Source organism: Azospirillum cavernae (assembly GCF_003590795.1).
GTDB lineage: Bacteria > Pseudomonadota > Alphaproteobacteria > Azospirillales > Azospirillaceae > Azospirillum > Azospirillum cavernae.
Window position 1 is genome coordinate 99,488 of record NZ_QYUL01000006.1, and the last position, 19,523, is coordinate 119,010.

General features: G+C 57.5%; 17 protein-coding genes. 1 reads left to right on the plus strand and 16 read right to left on the minus strand.

The window, feature by feature from the left end:
- The first annotated feature begins 90 nt into the window (after positions 1-90).
- Positions 91-1,164 (plus strand): hypothetical protein, encoded by a 1,074-nt coding sequence (locus D3877_RS28310; RefSeq protein ID WP_119834148.1) that lies wholly within the window; start codon positions 91-93, stop codon positions 1,162-1,164.
- Positions 1,165-1,367: 203 nt separating this feature from the next.
- Here the strand turns inward: D3877_RS28310 and D3877_RS28315 are convergent, their stop codons facing one another.
- The 16 genes from D3877_RS28315 to cysD form a co-directional block, all read right to left on the minus strand.
- On the minus strand, positions 1,368-2,930 hold the full coding sequence (locus D3877_RS28315; RefSeq protein WP_119834149.1) for a phytanoyl-CoA dioxygenase family protein: 1,563 nt from the start codon (positions 2,928-2,930) through the stop codon (positions 1,368-1,370).
- A 204-nt stretch (positions 2,931-3,134) separates the two neighbouring features.
- On the minus strand, positions 3,135-4,085 hold the full coding sequence (locus tag D3877_RS28320; protein ID WP_158600032.1) for a class I SAM-dependent methyltransferase: 951 nt from the start codon (positions 4,083-4,085) through the stop codon (positions 3,135-3,137).
- Positions 4,086-4,258: 173 nt separating this feature from the next.
- Complete coding sequence (locus D3877_RS28325) at positions 4,259-5,128, minus strand: methionyl-tRNA formyltransferase (RefSeq protein WP_158600033.1); 870 nt, start codon at positions 5,126-5,128, stop codon at positions 4,259-4,261.
- 64 nt (positions 5,129-5,192) lie between these two features.
- Positions 5,193-5,942, minus strand: coding sequence for an imidazole glycerol phosphate synthase subunit HisF (hisF, locus tag D3877_RS28330; protein ID WP_158600034.1), 750 nt, complete (start codon positions 5,940-5,942; stop codon positions 5,193-5,195).
- Between the two features lie 5 nt (positions 5,943-5,947).
- Positions 5,948-6,565 (minus strand): imidazole glycerol phosphate synthase subunit HisH, encoded by a 618-nt coding sequence (gene hisH, locus D3877_RS28335; protein WP_119834153.1) that lies wholly within the window; start codon positions 6,563-6,565, stop codon positions 5,948-5,950.
- A gap of 34 nt (positions 6,566-6,599) precedes the next feature.
- Positions 6,600-7,709: an N-acetyl sugar amidotransferase gene (locus D3877_RS28340; RefSeq protein WP_119834154.1), complete on the minus strand. Its 1,110-nt coding sequence runs from the start codon at positions 7,707-7,709 to the stop codon at positions 6,600-6,602.
- A 25-nt stretch (positions 7,710-7,734) separates the two neighbouring features.
- On the minus strand, positions 7,735-9,570 hold the full coding sequence (gene asnB, locus D3877_RS28345; protein ID WP_119834155.1) for an asparagine synthase (glutamine-hydrolyzing): 1,836 nt from the start codon (positions 9,568-9,570) through the stop codon (positions 7,735-7,737).
- A gap of 24 nt (positions 9,571-9,594) precedes the next feature.
- On the minus strand, positions 9,595-10,518 hold the full coding sequence (locus tag D3877_RS28350) for a polysaccharide deacetylase family protein (protein ID WP_119834156.1): 924 nt from the start codon (positions 10,516-10,518) through the stop codon (positions 9,595-9,597).
- Entirely contained in the window at positions 10,515-11,228 is a 714-nt protein-coding gene (locus D3877_RS28355) for a formyltransferase family protein (RefSeq protein ID WP_147395310.1), read from the minus strand. The genes D3877_RS28350 and D3877_RS28355 overlap by 4 nt, the downstream gene beginning before the upstream one ends.
- Entirely contained in the window at positions 11,225-12,265 is a 1,041-nt protein-coding gene (locus D3877_RS28360; RefSeq protein ID WP_119834158.1) for an N-acetylneuraminate synthase family protein, read from the minus strand. Before D3877_RS28360 ends, D3877_RS28355 begins: the two co-directional genes overlap by 4 nt.
- 8 nt (positions 12,266-12,273) lie before the next feature.
- The gene (locus D3877_RS28365) at positions 12,274-13,320 is read right to left on the minus strand and encodes an NAD-dependent epimerase/dehydratase family protein (protein ID WP_119834159.1); all 1,047 of its coding nucleotides are present in this window, start codon (positions 13,318-13,320) and stop codon (positions 12,274-12,276) included.
- Positions 13,320-14,486 carry a DegT/DnrJ/EryC1/StrS family aminotransferase gene (locus tag D3877_RS28370; protein ID WP_119834160.1) on the minus strand — a complete coding sequence of 389 codons (1,167 nt, stop codon included), beginning with the start codon at positions 14,484-14,486 and terminating at the stop codon, positions 13,320-13,322. Before D3877_RS28370 ends, D3877_RS28365 begins: the two co-directional genes overlap by 1 nt.
- Positions 14,487-14,602: 116 nt before the next feature.
- Positions 14,603-15,619, minus strand: coding sequence for a Gfo/Idh/MocA family protein (locus tag D3877_RS28375; RefSeq protein ID WP_119834161.1), 1,017 nt, complete (start codon positions 15,617-15,619; stop codon positions 14,603-14,605).
- A complete protein-coding gene (locus D3877_RS28380; RefSeq protein ID WP_119834162.1) occupies positions 15,616-16,332 on the minus strand; it encodes a cytidylyltransferase domain-containing protein in 717 nt (238 codons plus the stop codon). The genes D3877_RS28375 and D3877_RS28380 overlap by 4 nt, the downstream gene beginning before the upstream one ends.
- Before the next feature lie 207 nt (positions 16,333-16,539).
- The gene (gene cysN, locus D3877_RS28385) at positions 16,540-18,483 is read right to left on the minus strand and encodes a sulfate adenylyltransferase subunit CysN (protein ID WP_119834163.1); all 1,944 of its coding nucleotides are present in this window, start codon (positions 18,481-18,483) and stop codon (positions 16,540-16,542) included.
- Complete coding sequence (cysD, locus tag D3877_RS28390) at positions 18,483-19,397, minus strand: sulfate adenylyltransferase subunit CysD (protein ID WP_119834164.1); 915 nt, start codon at positions 19,395-19,397, stop codon at positions 18,483-18,485. The genes cysN and cysD overlap by 1 nt, the downstream gene beginning before the upstream one ends.
- Positions 19,398-19,523: the final 126 nt, after the last annotated feature.

Below are 19,523 nucleotides of genomic sequence, written 5' to 3' on the forward strand. Positions count from 1 at the left end.
AAAGTCGTTACGGATCGAAAACTGGAGGACGCGGTTATGGTGGGGAACGCTAGGGATGAGAGGGAAACGCTTCGGCCGGTCGATGCCGACGTGAGCGAAATCATTACGATGGAGCGCTACATCGCGCTTGAGGCGCAGGCGACCGCCGAAACGGCTCTTCCCATCCTGACGGCTTTCACCCCGATCACCTATCACCGGAACGGCGTTCCTGTCGAACTGAGCAGCGAGCGCGAACTCATCCGATACGTCGATCACAATTTCGAGTCGGAAATCCCCGGCTTGTTCAAGCCCGACGCGCGTTTTGCGCCGGCTTGCTACGTCAACCGCTTCACAGCCGACGAGAAGGCTCTGGTGGACGCTGTGCGTGACCATGTGGCCCGGATGAGCGGCCGCATGTTCGGCCGTGCTCTGCGGCCCATTTCCAATCTTCTGGTTCAAGTGGCGCCGTTCCGCATCCTGACCGAGTTGGCGCGCTTGGCGGGGCGAAGCAGCCTGTCGGTCTATGAAGCGGGCCCAGGGTTGGGCTATCTTGGCGCGCTGCTGGCCATCAGCGGGCATTCTTACGCAAGCTACGACGTGTCCCCGGCGCTTTATCTGTGGCAGAATCGGCTGATGCGTGAAATCATCGGCGATGATTTCCGCGAAGGGGCGCTGCTCGACGCCGCCGCACCCGACGATCCGGCCTTCACGCAGACACGGGGGCTGCATGTGCCCTGGTGGCAGCATTACGCGATGTTCGGCGTGTCGCCGCGTCCGATTGATGTGGTCTATGCCAACTCGAACCTTTGCGAGATGCATCTGGTTTGCGCCCGTTTGCTGATGCGCAGAGCCTTGCCGCTCCTGAAGACGTCCCCGCTCGGCCTCTTTGTGTTCATGAGCTGGGGCTTTCAAGGTCAGAGCACGGCTGAATCGCTGCATGCGGAGTTCGTCAACGAAGGTTATCGACGGGTTCAGGGGTTGTCTTTCAAGGCCTACGCACCGGCCGACCGTGACACCACGGCGATCGAACAGGCTTTCGCTGAAGGCATTCCGTTCTACGATCCCACGGGATACGGGCCCCGGTTGACGGCGGACGATCTGGTCGCCCTGCACCGTGCCGAAGCGCCGGTCGATGTCGCTCCCGCCATGGAGTATTATGGCTGGAAGCCGCCCTTTCTCGACTGAGACCCCGCCCTTTCGTGGGTGGAGTTCGAAAAACCCTCTTAGGTTTAAGAGTCTGACTCAGAATCGCTCTGACTGCGCTCATGTTCGAGCGACCCACCGAACATGAGCGCAGTCAGAGCGATTCTGAGTCAGACTCTGAGAAATTACACTCCGGCGGTTGTCCTATTGGACAGGCTATTAAACAGACTTTGAGGAAATAGTTATTATTTTTCCCGTATGTAATAAACATCAGGGAATGCAAGAGGGTGTTTGGCGACAAAATCTAAAAATTTTTGTGTATAGTTGCGTTTAATAATTAATTTCTTTCCTTGCCACAGGTTTGTTCCGATAAGAGTGGAAAAAAAATTGAATTGCAGGAGAAGTCTCCTGTTTTTCGTTGGCTTCAATCCTTTATGGTAGCATCGGGTGTCTCCAAAAATAATGCTCCCTTGCGGCCCGCAAACAGTAATGATTTGATCTTCATCATAATAACGCTCAATATCCTCATCTGAGATTCTGGCATAGAATCTGTTCAAAAGATCTTTTGGCTTTGCATAAGGACGATGCGTGCCTTTAATGTAAACATGAGGCCCGCTCGTCTCATCTACATCGGTAAGATACAGGAAAATTTTGAGCCATTTTACTGCATCGGCATCCCAGTGATAAAGCTGGGCAAGCGCATCGCTGGGAGAGGTGCGATCACTTGGCACGCTCCAGCGCATCACCGGGCCGACGCAGATCGGTTCACAACCAAGATGCTGCTGCATGAAGCTGAACAGTGAAGGATCGCACATCAATGCCTGAATGTCGGGATCATCAAGAAGTGTTTGAGCATCGATGCTGAAACCATCAAACCCGGTATCGTCGAAATCGACGCAGGCCATTTCCTTTTCCGTCCCGTCAGCCTGGATGCCTGTGGCAGAGACCGAAAGTGACATCCTGACAAGACGGTCCACCATATCGCACGGCAGTCGCTTTTCGAACAGGTGATAGCCCTCTTCACGCGTTTGAGCGAGCGCCTTTGCGATCTCGGGCGTATTGATGGAACCAAGAATCCCCGTTCTTCCCGTCTCCACCGGAGGACGACGGGCATTGGTGAGCGAGGCAAGCATGTCGGTGAACAAAGCGTCGCTTTGCGTATACAAGCGCAAGCGAGCAATATGCCCGAACTCCTCCAACGTGCCTTTCTCGAGACTTGCCACCGCGCTTGCGACGAGCGCCAAAATGTCGGGGGTGTTGCAACGAGTGTTCTTCAGAACATGGTCGAGAACACTCTGAAAAATAACTAAGGACTGACTGATCTTCCCCTGCTCGACGATATCCAAGAAGGAAACGATGGATTTCCTGAATTCTGAGAGAGCTTCATCATAGCGCTGCTCTTCCAAATGCAGGATGCCAGCCTGGATATTTGGAATGATCGTTTCGATTCCCTCAGGATTCTCGCTGCCTTCCGATTCGGCGGAGGCATCTCGAGAATCAAACCGCAATTGGTCAAACAAATGGATAGCCCGGTCGCGAGGGGAAAATATTAACTTGAACAGAAGATACGTCAAAGTTGCCGATACAGCTGTCGCGGCTGGATCGGTGGGTGCCTGTAGGTTGATTTTGGTAGGGAGGCGACTGTTGCTTTTGTTTTTCTGAAGACGAAACAGTCCAGCATTGGCGTCGGCATTGTTCGGTTGAATCTGCAATATTTGTTTATATATACTTTCCGACTCAAAAATTTTTCCATCATTCTGATGCTGGCGCGCTATTTCCAATGCTTCCTGAACGGTTATTTTCTTCATGATAAAATCTCCGGATGAAACAGATGCCGTGATCGGGCTGACTGGAGAGCATTGCGTTAGACCTCGAGCGCCCCATGCTTCTTATCAACGGATAAAGTTGCATTTCAAGGTGATCGATTCCAACGCAATGCCTCCTGGTGGTCGGTAAAATTCCAAGGCCGATATGGCCCTAGATATTTGTTTTATCCGTGGCGATTGGTACGCTTATCCACTGTAAGACGGGGATGACGCATTCCAAGAGTCAAAGGATGCCGTCAGCTCATGCGCCTTTGTGAAGAAATCGAAGACATGGCCAGAGTTGTCGGCTGGTATCACCAAATCGTCTGAAGGAAGCGCGTTCTCCTTCTGGCCGATCACCAAAAGAACGTCGGAGTCAAAATAGCGATTGATATATACGGGCTTGAATCCGGCGCAGCGCAGAAGGGCGCACATTGAATTTGCGGAGAAAAGATATGGATGCACGTCGGCAGGGTTTTTCGGGTTGAAAAGATCACGCAATGATTTCCGGAATGGAACAAGGATCCGAGACGAATCCGCCAGAACCATATAGCCACCATCTTTGATGTTCTTGCGAACCTCCATCAGGACGTCGAGAGGGCGAATGCAATTGCAGAGAGTCCAGGTGAGTGTGCCGATGTCCACGGAAAAAGGCGGCAATTTGCCGTCCCCCAGCATGCAATGGCTGGCTTCGAAACCAGAATTCCGCAGTTTTTCGACCAGAACCTCTGATCCTTCCGTGCAGCGGATTTGCAGACCCGGCCACTCCCTGCGAATCAGGTCCGGAAGGACGCCCTGACCTGTTGCAAAATCGCAATAAGAGACGGGATCGGAGATATTTTCTTTCTTTAGAATATTGTCAACGATCACGCGAGCAACATAGTAGAGCCTTGCTCGCGCGAACGGAAAATAAGCCGAATAGTCTTCAGTCGAAGTGCTCGTAAATATTTTCGAACTCCAGTAATCAATGATATCCTCTGGCGTGTGCTTTAAATCCGACGACACGACACCAGTGGTCTTATGAACGTATATGGAGTCTCCCTGTCTAACATAGTCATTCAAGGCATCAATTTTTTTTGCATCTATCGGCAGATTCTGGAAGCTTTCGCGGAAACTTCCGATTGAAGCGCGTGCTCCGACCCTGAGAGACTCTGACACCGCAATCTCCAAGACATTGTTTCGTACAGATAAGATGTAAGTATATTAATTCAAACGCGCCATTCTCGCAAGACCACCATCTCCGCAGCGCCATTCAAAGAAAATGGATTTTTTTGGCTGGAACACCCAGAATATTAAATCCCGAAGTAGAATTTTGAATGTTAAACAGTATTTCATCTTAAATGAGCGCCATTCGGTAGTTTCTGCGCATTATTTTCAGATATTGAGTAATCATCCAATAGAATTGCCTTGTCCTGGCAAATGACAAGAGGGCCAAGCCCTTGCAGATAGACCACTCGCCCGGGAACGCCATGAACTGGAAAGGAATTGAGTAGAGATGTTCTGAACACCCTGACCATCCGATCACCCAGATAACAATAGGCTCCATTGTAGGGGCGTGTGATGGCGCGGACGAGATCGTGCACAGCCCGCGCATTGAGCCGTTCCCAGACTATGCGTCCATCACCATCGTTGCGCTGATGCCAATAGCCAGCCAGCCTATCGTCCTGGCGTTCTCCTGGCGAACCCGCTGTCATACGATGGATGGCGTCCAGAACCAGGGCAGGAAATGCAGCATTCGCCTTCGCGTGGACATCCGCAATGGTGTCGTCAATGTGGATTGGTATGAGACCGGCGGCCATGACGTTGCCGGTGTCGATCCCGGCGTCCATCCGGATCACGCTCAATCCCGCTTCGGATTCACCATTGATGATTTGCCAGTTCAACGGCGAACCACCTCGATATTGAGGCAAGCGCCCGGCATGGAGATTCAAAGTTCCAAGACGCGGGATCGCAAGAAGGTCGGTGCTGAAGATGGTTGAAAACCCGGCGACTGCGAATATGTCTGGCCGCCGGGCAGCAACGCTGTCGATGAAAGCCGGATCGTTGACATTCTCGATGCCAACCACGGTCAATCCCAATCGGGCCAGGGGCGCAACCACCACTTCTTTCTTCAGCATCGCCGCAGGAAGATAGACAGCGTCTATATCGATGCCTGCCGCGACCAGGGCGTTGCAAACAGCAAGTCCACGATCACCATTCATGAAAACACAAAGTCTGACCATACCCATCGCCCAATGGTGATACGTAAATCCAATTGTTCTGGAATCACTTGCGAACCGCGATTCCAGCTTTATCGAGGAAATTTTTGGCGCTACGGATGCTGGTTTCCGTAAAGTGATAGATGTTGCTGGTGCAAACTCCCGACGCTCCCGCCTTGTTGAAGGCGTCGACGAAATGCTGCCAACTCCCGGCGCCGCCGCTGACCAGAACCGGAACCGAAACCGCTTCCGTCACGCTGCGGCACAGATCGAGATCATAGCCGCTTAACGAGCCATCACGCTCGATCGAAGTGATGAGAATCTCTCCAGCTCCAGCCGTCTGGGCTTGACGGGCCAGTTTGGCTGGCTCCAGTCCCGTTGGCCGTGTGCCGAAATGGGTGAAAGCCTCGTACCGCCTGCCGTCGGCCGTTTGGCGAGCATCAATCGAACAAACCACACACTGGGCGCCGTACAAAGATGCGATTTCGCCCAACAGGGCCGGTCGCTCGACAGTCATGCTGTTGACGACCACCTTGTCAGCGCCCAGGTCAATCATCCGTTTCACATCGTCCAGACTGCGGATGCCTCCCCCGGCGGCCAGCGGAACAAAGCAGCGGCTGGCGAAATCCTTTACGACGCGAAAAAAGTTTTCCCTTGTCCCTTGCCCAGGGCGCGTCACATCAAGAACGACGATTTCATCCACCGACCAAGCATCGACAAAATTGTGCGTGTAACGATAATCCGGTTCGAACAGCTTAGTACGGAACAAAACCCCATCGTTGAAAGTCAGAACAGTTACTAGACGTTTACGCAGCATCGGCGTCATCCTCTCTCGACAAAGTTCTTCAGAACGGTCAAGCCGTGCTGCTGACTCTTTTCCGGGTGAAATTGAACGCCGTAAACCATGCCAGCCTGGAAGGACGCCATGAAACGACTGCCATAATCACAGGTGGCCACGGCCAAATCCGCCATACAAGGCTGCATGGCATAGCTGTGGACATAATAGAACAGGGCATCATCCGGCACATCGACGAAAAGCGGACAATCGCGCGTGCGGTGCAGTTCGTTCCAACCAACATGCGGAACGCGCAGATCCGATTGATCCGGAGCCATCTCCAGGCGCCGGACCACCGCATCGACCCAGCCCAGCCCTTCGTGTCGGCCGAACTCATCGCTTTCCCGGCACATCATCTGGGCGCCGACACAGATTCCGAGAATTGGCACCTTGTCTTTTACCTGTTCCAAAAAGCGATCCAGGCCAGTTTGTCTAAGATTACGGATGCAATCTCCGAACGCGCCGACGCCAGGCAGGATGATCTTCTCCGCAGATGAAAGGACCGACGGATCGCTGCTGAGCACAGGTTCAACCCCAAGGTGCCGCAGCGCCCCGGTGACCGAGGTGAGGTTTCCCGAACCGTAATCGACCACGGCGACACGCATATCGGTCTCTTTCCTTGTTCTGGAGCGATGAACGTCAAACCGGCGGGTAGCGCAGTTTCCACTGGTTGCCTTCGAAGTCCCAAAGTTCAGGATTGCGGTGGCGGTCGACCAGTTCGGCGAATTCGATCTCGTTCAGGCCGAGATAGTCGAGATTGTCGGCGAAGAAGGTGGATGGGAACTCGGCATCATAGCGGCGCGCCACTTCCAACCCCTCCTCTCGCGTCATCCTGCCACGGTAGATATGGCGGGAAGCATCACGCGAGGCACGGCCAAAACCAAATTTCACATACTGCATGTAATAGTAGAGATTATCGATTTTGTCATCAAGGCTATCGAAATCGATGAAGGTTCCGTCAACCCGCCCACCCGGCTGAGTTCTGAAATCTATGTTTGATTTGACGTATTCATAATTCGCTGCAATATCCCAGGGGAAGAAATAAGCGAAATAAATGGCTTTGATGCCGACCCGCGCCACGTCATCGGCTTCCGGATAAAGGTACGGAGCCAGATCATGTTCTTTCACCACGTCGTCCACCCAATTCGCTGGATGGTCGCCAACCTGATGCTCCAAAACCTCGACGATGTCGCGGATTTTGCGATGCTCCTCGCTGAGCACGCGCCCGCCATATTCACTCTCGCCATGCTCCGCGTAAATCACCAGGGGAATGTTGTAACGAACGGCAACCTGGACAGGGACTGCGTTGATCCCGGCATCCCAATGGATCTTGGGGTTTCCACGCTCAATGAAGAAGCGTCGGGCAAGATGACGCGACACCTTCTGATTGGGCCGCACCATTAGATGGTCGAACCCAGCCTGAAGAAGCGCTTCTCTGTTGTGAACGCCAACGTCGTTCGGCAGAAGAGGAGAAAAAGTCACGAGAAGAGGGTTGAGGCCGAACTCAAACTTCAACCGATGGGCGATGAAGCTGGAATCCTTCCCGCCCGACCAGGGAACGATGCAGTCATAGGAACCGTCACGGGACCGGTGGCGCTCCACCAGATCAAGAAACTCCATCCGCCGCGCGTGCCAATCGATGTGCCGCTTGCTCTCGGCCGTGTGGCAAGCGTTGCATACACCGTTCTCATCAAAGACGATGCGAGGACGAGTGTCGGGCATCAGACATGTCTTGCAATAGCGAACCATGGAGCAACCTTCCCAAATAGGCCCGTCAGGAGCCGAATTCCTCAAGAAACAGTTTGGTCGAAACAATGCTGAACAGGAATTTGCTTTCACTGTCGGAAAGATTTTCCTTGTCAATCATAGTGGCGACCTTGTCGCGGCGCAGGAGGTCGTAAACCAAACCGTCGCCGAGAAGCCAGTCTCGCGTGCCTGGATCAGTCCTGTCAAAGAAGGAAAAAATATCCGCGTTGAAGCCGATCTTCCGGCGATTGTCGAGCAGTTCATCAGGAACCAGCCCCCGCACCGCCTCGCGCAAGACCGCCTTGGTCAGGCCGTCTCGGATCAGCAGCGGGGTGGGGATCGACAAGGAGAACTCGAACAACGCGCGATCTAGAAACGGTGAGCGGTTCTCGATTGAATAATACATGGCGTTCAAATCGTCCTCATGCAGGATCTGCGGGACGACTTCATGGAACAACTCGTTGAGCATGCGGTTGCGCAACGGATCGGCGGTGTAGACCGTCTCGACAAACCCCTCCGACCATGGCTCTTGCAGAAACGCTTCGTGTTCGCCAACATCGGGGTACAGATGATCGCGGCGGTGCGGCTGCTCCAGGAAGACTCTGGGATTTTGCAGCACCGGATTGCGGACGATCGGCTTGATATGGGTCGCCCAGTTCGCCTCAGCCTCAACAAGCCGCACCGGATCATCACGCAGAGCTGACAAGTAAAAGGCATGGTGATCGTAATAGCCGGTGAACAATTCGTCCGCTGCTGTTCCACTGACGGCGATCCGGCAACCATGCTCGGCCATGCTCTGATGCAGCATCGACTGCGCGACATAGCTGATCGTGTAGACAGGGGCATCGTGTTGGCGAACGAGTTCGCGCATCCGGGGAATGAAGTCGGCCGTTCGCACAGGTACGGCTGTGTGATCGATGTCGAGATGACGAAGCATGCACGCGACCATCGGGGTCTCGTTGTAACGTTCGTCGTCATTGGTGATCGTGAAGCCCTTCACGCCATATCCGAAGACACGGCTGGCGATACCGATCAGAGCGTTGGAATCAATGCCACCGCTCATGCAAAAGGCGAGAGGAACGTCGGCGCGCAGCCTAAGATTCATTGAAGCAATCAGACGCTCTCGCACCCCTGCTACAGCGGTTGGAAAATCCATGGACAAATCTGGCCGGTGGCGGATGTTCCAGTAACGGAAGCTCCGTTCCCCGCCATTGGGCGACAGAACGAGCGCCTGCCCCGCCGGCAACTCGCTCACGCCCTCAAAGAAGCTGTCCGCCGTTTTGTAGAGGGATCGATATCCATTCACCAGATAACGGTTCACTTGGTGGAAATTGATGGAAAAGGATTTCCCGGCTAGAGCCGCAAGGAACTTGACCTCTGAGGCAAAATACAGACCGCTCTCATCCTTGTAGAGATAGAGCGGCTTCTCGCCGAAGCGGTCACGAGACAGGGCCAGCGTGCCGCTCTGCTCGTCATACAGCGCGAATGCCCACATGCCTTCGCAACGGTCAAGCGCCGTCTCCAACCCCCAGGCGCCAATCGCCCGAACGAGCACCTCCGTATCGGAACGGGTACGGCAAGGAACGCCCTCACGCTTCAGGGCTTCTCCAACCTCAATGTAATTGTAAAGCTCGCCATTGAAAACGATGTGCCGTCCATCCGACTCGAAAGGCTGGTTGGCCTCGGACGCAAGATCAATGATCGACAGCCGCGAATGCAGAAGCACCAGCGTCCGACCGTCAGGAACGCCCCACCGCCGGTGATCTCGGTGATCCGGGCCACGGCGCCCCATCTTTTCAAGACAAGCCTCGACACGCGCCGGGGTCGGCCCAGACCAACCGATATAGCCCGCAATCCCACACATGGCGCCCGTGCCCCTTGCTGTCGATCAACCGACCATGATTCGTTTCAGATGGAAGAGTCCTGTTTCCGGAGTGTTGTCTCCATCCTCGGCCGTCGGACAACAGACGACGCCATGACCACGCAGTGCTTCGATCACCGCATCGGAATAGCAATGCGCCAATCCTTCCGGATAGGAATAATGCCGACAAGACAGCCCGGCTCGGTCGCGCATCAGGCGAACGCTGGTCTCCAGTTCAACGGCCAATGCATCCGGCTCGAGAAACGAGAGGATGTCGTGCCGATGGGAATGGCCGCCCACAATGAACAGCGGATTGTCGGCCAACATGCGCACTTGGTCCCAGTTCATCTTCTGATCCAGAGCATTGTCGCCGCTCCAGGTCTCGGGCAAATCGCATTGCGCCTGAATGTCGCTGGCCAGTGCCTGAGGATCAATGGAGCGGTCTTTTTTGGCAAAACGGCGAATTTCGGTCAGAAGCGCGATGCGCTCCGCCCGCGTTGCGAAGGAAATGGCCCCAGTTCGCCAGGGCAGGCACAAGGAGCCGATCAACGTCCGTTCCAGCGCCCACTCGATCCGGTCGATCCAGGACATGGCGTTGTCCTCGATGAAGCCCGTGGTGATGTAGAAAGTCGCCGGAATTCCCAACCTGTCTAATTCCGGAGCCGCCACTGTCAGGTTGTTCTCGAAGCCATCGTCGAACGTTATGGCGAAGGCGCGCGACGGATACGGCTCACCAGTTTGTTGATGATGAATGACGTCGTCCATCGACAGTGGAGTGCCGCTGCGTTTCAGATCCTCCAGAATGGCGCGGAACTCGCTTTTCAAGCGATGCTTGCCCGTGTAGTTGCGCACGTCCCACGGCGATTCCGAGACGACGCCATGGAACAGGAAGATGCAGAGCGTTCCATCGCCAAGCCGCTGCGACCATTGGCCGGTCTTGTTCGTATTCATCGCATGGCACCTGAAAACATGGCGAAGCGACGCACGCAAACCTGCTTCAGCGCCGTCGGCATGAAGGAATAATAACGCCCCCGTCTGGCCTGTGGTTGTGCCGGAATGCCTCGTCCGCCAACCCAGCCATCAAGAGCGTCTTCGACCAGTTGCAAGCAAACCCGCGTGTTGGCCGCCCGCAGTTGGGCCAGCGTCATGCCGTTCGTCAGCAAGATGGGGCGGCGCCCAACGATCGCACCGGTGTCGAGTTCGGGCGCCAACCAATGCAGGGTGGTGCTCAACTGATCGAACGCGCCATGCCAAACTGCCCAGAGATGAGTGTCCAGGCCACGATATTCTTCCGGGTCGCCACCATGCAAGTTCAGGATGTTGCCGCCGCAGGCGTCGATCACAGCTTGTGACAGCTTGCCCGTGCCGAACACCACGGCTAGGTCGGGGCGGGTCTGTCGCAACGCCGCCACCGCTGACTCCGCGTTCAGTGATGGAAAGGCCATAGTATCGCCATGATCGCTCAGGCGCTCTCCTCCCTTGGCGAACCATAAGGCGCGCTCGTGCTCGTCACGCTCCGCTTCAAAAGGATGGGCGGTTTCGTAGGCAGGGCGCAAGGTTTCTGTTTCCACAAAAACCCGCGCCACGGGATGGCGCCTCGACAGTTCGCGCAGGAACCAAGAGTGATGGAGGGTTTCCGTGGTCAGGAGAACCAAATTCAACGAGGTGCGTCCTGTGCGCCCTCATCCAGATCGGCCTTCAGAATTGGCGAACCGGCGGGCAGATTGCGAGTCAGGCGCCGTCCAAGAACGAGGGTTTCCGCCCCCGGCGGCAAGCCTGTGCCAGGCCGGACCCAGGTGAGATCCGACATCGTCAACACCGCCCCCGCCGACAGATCGTGGTCGGCGACGATCGAACGTCGATTAGCGATCGCCCCTGCGTCTTCACAGCTGCGGCGCTCTTTGACGGAAGAGCCGAGCATGACCGACGCTGTGCGGATGCGATCCGCCATCTCCCTCAGCGCCTCGGGATTCGCCGACAATTGGTGGTCCCGGAAGCTCGAGTAATTGTTGTCGATGGTGAAGTGTTTCTCAATGATCCGCGCGCCGAGCCCCACAGCCAGCACGGCCGCGTCGATGCCGATCGTGTGGTCAGAATATCCGACGGTCGCATCCGGGAATGCCGCTGCCAGGGTGGAGATGGTGGCCAGATTGGCCTCTTCCGGCGGGGTTGGGTAAGCGCTGACACAGTGAAGGATCGCGAGACCGGGATCGCCCTGTTCCGCCTCCGCCCAGACTCGACGGACCAAGGCGTCGGCGTAACGGATCTGTTGCATGTCGGCGATGCCGGTCGAGACCAGCATCGGCTTGCCACGCCGCGCCACCGCTTCGATCAAGGGATAGAACGTGTTGTCGCCAGACGCGATCTTATAGGCGGACACCAGCGGTTCGAGCACAGCGACGCTGCCGAGGTCGAAAGGCGTGGACAGGAAGATCAATCCGGCGTCCCGAGCCTGCTGCGCCAGTTTGGCGAACTGCTCCCCCGACAGCTCAAAACGCTTCAGTCGGGCGAATCGTTCGCTTTCAGAAGGACTGACGTAATGCTCCGTCCGGAAGGTCTGGAATTTGACCGCTCCGGCGCCAGCCTCCGCCGCCAATCCGACCAGATCTTGGGCAAGCGCGAAACTGCCCTCATGGTTGTTGCCGACTTCGGCGATCAGCAGGACGTCGTTCTGGGAATCCCAGGTCTCGATCAGCATGGGGCGACTCACTCGATAAAGACCGGAACGGCACCCTTGTCCTTGATCAGACTGTCGTACCAGCGGATGTATTGCGGGAAGCCGGTCTCAAGCGGGAAAGTCGGCTTGAATCCGAGCAGGTCATGAGCCTTCTCCACCGACAGAGTGCCGCGCTTCGGCATCAGTCGGTCGCGCGGGATATGGCGCAGGGTGGCGTCCGGAAAATGCTTTAGCAGAATGCTGGCCATCTCGCCGATGGTCCGCGCGTTTCCATAGGTGAGGTTGAAGATCTGGTTCAGCGACTTGGGCTCCACCATGGCCAGCGTCAGCCCCTGGATGAGATCCTGGATGTAGGTGAAATCCAGATACTCGTTGCCATCGCCAGCGATGGTGATCTCGTGCCCGTTGATCGCGTTCTCGATAAAGACCTGTCCGACGCGACGGCTGACGCAACGCTCGCCATACAGGGCGGACGGACGCACGATGGTGTAGGGCAGGCCGAAGACTTGGTTGTAGGCGATGACCATCTTCTCGCCAGCAAACTTCAGCGCACCATAGACGCCAAGCGGGTTGCAGATGCTGTCCTCAGTCACTGTGCCGCCATCGAAGTCGCCATAGACCATGCTGGACGACATGAAAATCAGTCGTTCGAAATCCCATTTGGGGGAACGCAGGCTGTCGAGTGAATTCTCCAACGTGCGCAGCGAGTGGTCGAAGGTGCTGTACGGATCCTTATTCGCCACATTGGCATGCGCCACGGCGGCCAGATGCACAACGATTTGCGGCTTGATCCGGTTGAAGGCCTGCGTCGTCAGATGATAGTCGCGGGCGTCAAGGATGTGAATCGGGATTCCGGCCTGACGCAGCAGATTCACCCGCTCCAGCAGGATGTCCAGATACAGGTCCCGATTGCTCACCTCCATCCCTGCGGCGATGAAATTGATCAGATTGTTGACCTGGAAACTATCAAAGACATGCACATCGGCCCCCTTCTCCTTGAGGGAGAGGGCCAGATTGTGGCCGATAAAACCGGCGCCGCCGACCAGAGCGATCGTCTTGCCCGCAAGGTTAAGCATCAGAGGACTTCCCGAGCGATTTGGGTGAAGGTGTCGGCTATGTAATCGACCGCTGTGTCGTTCACATGAGGCGCGACGGGGAGATTGATTGAACGATCACTGATGGCAGTCGCGTTCGGATAGCGGGCGGCGTCCCAACCGTATTTTTCAGCGTAGTAAGTCAGGCGCGACACCGGGTGAGGATAATGGACGCTGGTCCCAATCCCAGCCTCGTTCAGCCGCCGCGCAAAGGCGTTGCGGGTTTCCGCCCGCCGACCGCACAGCATAACGCTGAAGGTGTAGGGGACGTAATCGTCGCGGGAATCGTCGCTGTCAAGCACCAGCACGTCGTCGACCGCGCCGATCCGCTCCTTCAACCGGCTGAAATTATGACGGCGCCGCGCTTCCATCTCGCCGATGTGAGTGAGCTGAACGCAGCCGATGGCGGCGGCCATTTCACCCATGCGATAATTCATCCCGACGCCGTTGACGTCATACACGCCCGGAATGCTGCGCTCGCCATGGCTGCGATCAACGTGGAAGGCGCGGAACCGTTCAACCTTCTGGGCGATCTCGACGTGACGGGACACGAACATTCCCCCCTCGCCGGTCGTCATGTGCTTGGTCGGATAGAAGGAAAAGCACCCTATGTCGCCCAGAAGACCGACGTGGGTTCCACGATAATGAGAGCCGACAGCGGTGGCGCAATCCTCGATCACTCGCAGGTTGTGGCGCTGCGCGATCTCCAGAAGCTCGGCCATCGGAGCCGGGATGCCCAGGAAGTGCACCACCGAGATGGCGCGGGTGCGCGGTGTCACCGCAGCCGCAACCTGCTCAGGATCAAGATTGCCGTTCGGCAGACGGCAGTCGACAAAGACCGGCGTGGCGCCGGTCAGTTCGATCGCGTGAACCGTCGCGACGTGCGTTTGCGCTGGAACGATGATTTCATCGCCAGGGCCAAATCCAAAATGGATTGAAGCCAAGTGAAGCGCGGCCATACAGGAGCTGGTCGGCACGCAAAATTCTGGCCCGACTCCAATATAGGAACCGAAATCTGCCGCGAATTGGCGTCCTTGTATGCCATGAACCAGGATACGGGAGCTCAAGACCGCGCACACAGCCTGACGCTCCTCCTCACCAATACAAGGAGAACCGTAAGGAATATTCATCAAGGGAGTTTGGATCATGCCCGATTCAATGCCTTAGTCCGAAAAAATTCACAGGAAGCTAGCATAAGGCCATATCATTCGCCAGAGGCGAAATCCATGACTTCTATCTTCACATGGCATGTCCTTCACAGAGTTTATTCCAGATAATCAACGGTCCTGACATAACCCTCGCGCAATGACGCCTCGGCAGCGGCGCAGGCGCAGATCAAGTCAAAATTCCGCTGGGCGGAAGGTGACGTGTTCTCCCGATTCAAGATCGCTTGGACGAAACCAGGGATCAGGTCGCCCTTCGCCGTTGGCAGGGGGGGGGCTAGGATCGGCGCCGCTCTTTCCTCGGGGGAACGCGAGCGGTGCAGGCGCGCGCCGACATCATCGTAGATGAAGGTCGCTTTGGTGCCAAAGACGCGCAACACATGGTGGTGACGGTGAACGCACCCGTAATTGGTCGCGATGCGCCCCACCAGCCCCGATGGGAACGTAAAGGTGGCCGCAGCGAAATCGTCATACCGGAACGAGCTTCCGCGTGTCGAGATGCGGTTGCCAACCACACTTACTCGGTCAGGACGCTGATCAGACAGCCACAGCATCAGATCGATCATGTGGATGCCGCCGCCCAGCGTCACGGAATAGTCTGGGATCTCGCCGCGCCACCCTTGTGTGATCTTGTTCAGACGACCGTACAGATAATCCCCATCGATGGCGTAGATTTCGCCGAATTCCCCCGCTTCGATCGCCGACTTGAGCCAGCGGTACATTGGCGCGGCCCGCAGGACGAGATTGCTTTCGAGAGCCGGACGTCCCGCCAATTCCCACGCTTTTTTGATCGCCGCCGCCTCCTCGATGGTGCGGCACAACGGCTTTTCTACAAAAAGATGCTTTCCATGCTTCAGCGCCTGCAAAACCTGCTCGTAATGGGCGTCGTCGAAGGAGGCGATGGAAAGGATTGAGGTTTCTGGATCGCCAAGGATTGTCGCGAAGTCGGCTGCGATCTCTCCTTGCCCAAGCTGCAGCCGCGCTTTCTCAGCCTGAGCCGCATCAATGTCCAAAAGCCAGCGGAGACGGGTGGAGGGCAGCGCGGCGTAGGTCAGAGCATGCTGAAAACCGATGCCAAGCCCGACGACGCCAGCCCCAAGCGGCGCTGATGTGGTCATGATCGTTCCTCCCAGATGTCTTCGAGAGCGATGGAGACATCGCCCGCGCCTTCCAATCGCCTCAAATCGTCGAGGGTGTCGACCGTGTGGGAGGCGCTGGAGGACAGGTCGGCGCCCAGACGGATGTTGAGGATGCGGAAATCCTTGGGATTCCGATAGAAATAGGGAGTGACATGCTCTCGGTCGTCAGTCGTCAGCGCGTGGTCGGAAAGCGCGTTCAGGCTTGCCGTCCGGATCAGTTCGGCGCTCTGCCCCTTCGGAAAGCTGCGTGGAAAGATGTTGGTCACAAGGTCGCCATCAAAATCGCAGCGGGCGGCGACCGCCGCGATCACTTGCGGATCGATCAGGGGGCTGTCGGCGCTGATCCGCAGCATCCAGGCGCAGGGAAAAGCCACAGCCGCCTGACGGAATCGCGAAAGCACATCATCCAGCGGCCCTCGGAAAACCGGAAAACCTAGATGCTCCACGTAGAGCGCCAATGGATCATCTGTCACATCGTCGCTGGTGATCACTACGACTTTGCCGTCGCCGGGCAGCGCCTGGGTGGCGGCACGCAGGACATGCGCAATCATCGGCTTGGACCGGAAGGGGGCGAGAACCTTTCCGGGAAGCCGCCGGGACGACATGCGGGCCTGAACGAAGATGCGCAATGGAACGCATTCGACGGGACCGCTCAAGGCGGCTGTCCCCTCAAGGGCGATCATGATGGTCATTGGTTCCAGTCAAAGTGCAAGGATGCGACCGCTCCGGACAATTGCCCAGACTGCGGTGCTCGATACACCAGATACGACCGAGGACGCTACCCCGCACTGCAACCCAACATGCTGTTGCTCGTTCTGTTGGGCTTGCCGGTGAACAAAGTTGCCCACCACATCGCCTCAATCGAATTCGTTGCTTGACAGGTTGGCGACGCAAGCGTGTCAACGCTCGACGATCCCCCGTTCTTCCAGCATTGCCAGCACCCGTTCTGCCAAGCGTTCCGGCGGCTCCACACCCGCAGATAGGCGCAGTTCGGGTGCTTCTGGCATCTCATAAGGGCTGTCAATGCCAGTAAAATGTGGCAATTGGCCGATCCGAGCCTTGTGGTAAAGCCCCTTCGGATCGCGGCTTTCGCACAGCGCCAACGGGGTGTCCACGAAGATTTCCAGAAACTCGCCTGGCTCCACCAGATCACGGGCCATTCGACGTTCGCTGCGGAAGGGCGAAATGAAGCTGACCAGCACGATCAAACCGGACTGCACCATCAGCCGCGACACCTCGGCGACGCGGCGGATGTTTTCCACCCGGTCTTCGTCGGTGAAACCCAGGTCTCGGTTCAAGCCCAATCGGACATTGTCGCCGTCCAGGCTCATGGTGTGATGGCCCCGGAGGTGCAACGCCTGTTCGACCAGATCGGCAACGGTGGATTTCCCCGCCCCCGACAGCCCGGTGAACCACAGCACGCAGGGCTTCTGTCCCAGGGCGGCGGCGCGGGCGATCTTGTCGACCCTCATTCGGCGGTGATGAATGTTTGACGCCCGCCGCAAGGCGAAGTCGATCATGCCGCAACCAACTGTGGCGTTGGACATGCGGTCGATCAGCACGAAACCGCCCATCGTCCGGTTGTCGGCGTAGGAATCGAACGGCACTGGGCGGTCCAACGCCAGATTGCACACGGCGACACCGTTCAGTTCCAGATGTTTGGCCGCGATGTGCTCCAGGGTGTTCACGTCAATGGCGTGCTTCAACTCCGTCACCTGGGCGCCGACCGTGCTGGCGCCCAGACGCAGAATGTAGGAACGGCCAGGAAGCAGCGGCTGGTCGCTCATCCACACCACATGCGCGGAAAACTGGTCGTAAGTCTGCGGCATCCGGTCGGGATCGACCAGGACGTCGCCGCGCGACACGTCGATCTCGTCGGCCAGCACCAGGGTGACGGCCTGGGTGGCGGCAGCCTCCTCGCGATCACCGTCCATTGTGACGATCCGCGTCACCGTGGTGGTGCGCCCGGCGGGCAGAATCGCCACCCGGTCGCCCGGACGGATGACGCCACTGGCGACCGTGCCAGAAAAGCCTCGAAAATCCTGATTGGGCCGATTGACCCATTGGACTGGGAAACGGAACGGAACGCCTCGCGCCTCGGCGTTGGCCGGGGTTGTCTCCAGATGTCCGAGCAGGGTCGGGCCGACGAACCAGGGCATGGCCTGTGACGGGGTCGTCACGTTGTCGCCGGTCAAGGCCGACACTGGAATGCAGGTCACGTTGGTGATGCCGACGCGGCTGGCAAAGTCGCGGTAATCGGCGGCGATCCGCTCGAACGTCGCTTCGTCCCAGCCAACCGCGTCCATCTTGTTGACCGCCAGAACGACGTGCCGGATGCCCAGCAACGCCACGATGGCGCTGTGGCGGCGGGTTTGCGTCAGCACGCCCTTGCGCGCGTCCACCAGCAGCACGGCGACGTCGGCGGTGGAGGCCCCAGTCGCCATGTTGCGGGTGTATTGCTCGTGTCCCGGCGTGTCGGCGACGATGAATTTCCGCTTGTCGGTGGTGAAAAACCGATAGGCGACGTCGATGGTGATGCCCTGTTCGCGCTCGGCGGCAAGGCCGTCCACCAGCAGGGCCAGATCAAGCTGGCCGCTTCCGGTCGTGCCAAATCGGCTGGAATCTTTTTCCAGGCTGGCAAGCTGGTCTTCGAACAGAAGCTTGCAGTCATACAGCAACCGCCCGATCAGGGTGGATTTCCCATCATCCACCGAACCGCAGGTGATGAAGCGCAGGAGATCTTTGTTTTCCTGAGCGCGCAGATAGGCTTCGACCTCGGTGGCCGCTTGCCTGGCGTTGTCGGATGCCGTCTGGAGAGGGATCGTGTCTTGGCGCGCGGGCATTAGAAATAGCCCTCCTGCTTCTTGATCTCCATTGAGGCGGCGGCGTCCTGGTCAATCACCCGCCCTTGCCGTTCTGAGGTGGTGGCCAGCAGCATTTCGTGGATCACTTCCGGCAGGGTGGCGGCCCGGCTTTCAACCGCCCCTGTCAGCGGGTAGCACCCCAGCGTGCGGAACCGCACCCACCGCATTTCCGGCGTTTCGCCGGGACGCAGCGGAAAACGTTCGTCATCCACCATGATGAGCGCGCCATCCCGTTCAACCACCGGGCGCGGTTTGGCGAAATACAGCGGCACCACCGGGATGTTTTCCTGGTGGATGTATTGCCAGATGTCCAACTCGGTCCAATTGGACAGCGGGAAGGCGCGGATGCTTTCCCCTTTGCCGATCCGACCGTTGTAGAGGCTCCACAGCTCCGGGCGCTGGTTTTTGGGATCCCAGCGATGGGCGGCTGTGCGGAACGAGAAGACGCGCTCCTTGGCGCGGGATTTCTCCTCGTCACGCCGTGCGCCGCCAAAGGCCGCGTCAAAGCCGTGGCGGTCCAGCGCCTGTTTCAACGCCTGGGTCTTCATCACGTCGGTGTGCGCCGCCGACCCGTGGCTGAATGGCCCGACGCCCTGGCGCACGCCATCCTCGTTGACGTGGACGATCAACTCCAGCCCCAGATCCGCGATGCGGCTGTCACGGAACGTGATCATTTCCTGAAATTTCCAGGTCGTGTCCACATGCATCAGCGGGAAGGGCGGCTTGGACGGGTAGAAGGCCTTCATGGCCAAGTGCAGCATCACCGAGCTGTCCTTGCCGATGGAATACAGCATCACCGGATTGCGGAATTGCGCCGCAACCTCGCGCATGATGTGGATGCTTTCGGCTTCCAGGCGCTGCAAATGCGTCGGTCGGGGGGATGACGTGGACACGGGCGAACAAGACCTTACAAGCGGCGGTGCGGCGCAAAGGGCGATGCCTAGGCGCGTCGCGGGGCAAGACACCTGATATACGTCGTTGGCGCGCTCTTCGGCAACGGCTTCGCTTTCCAGCAAAGT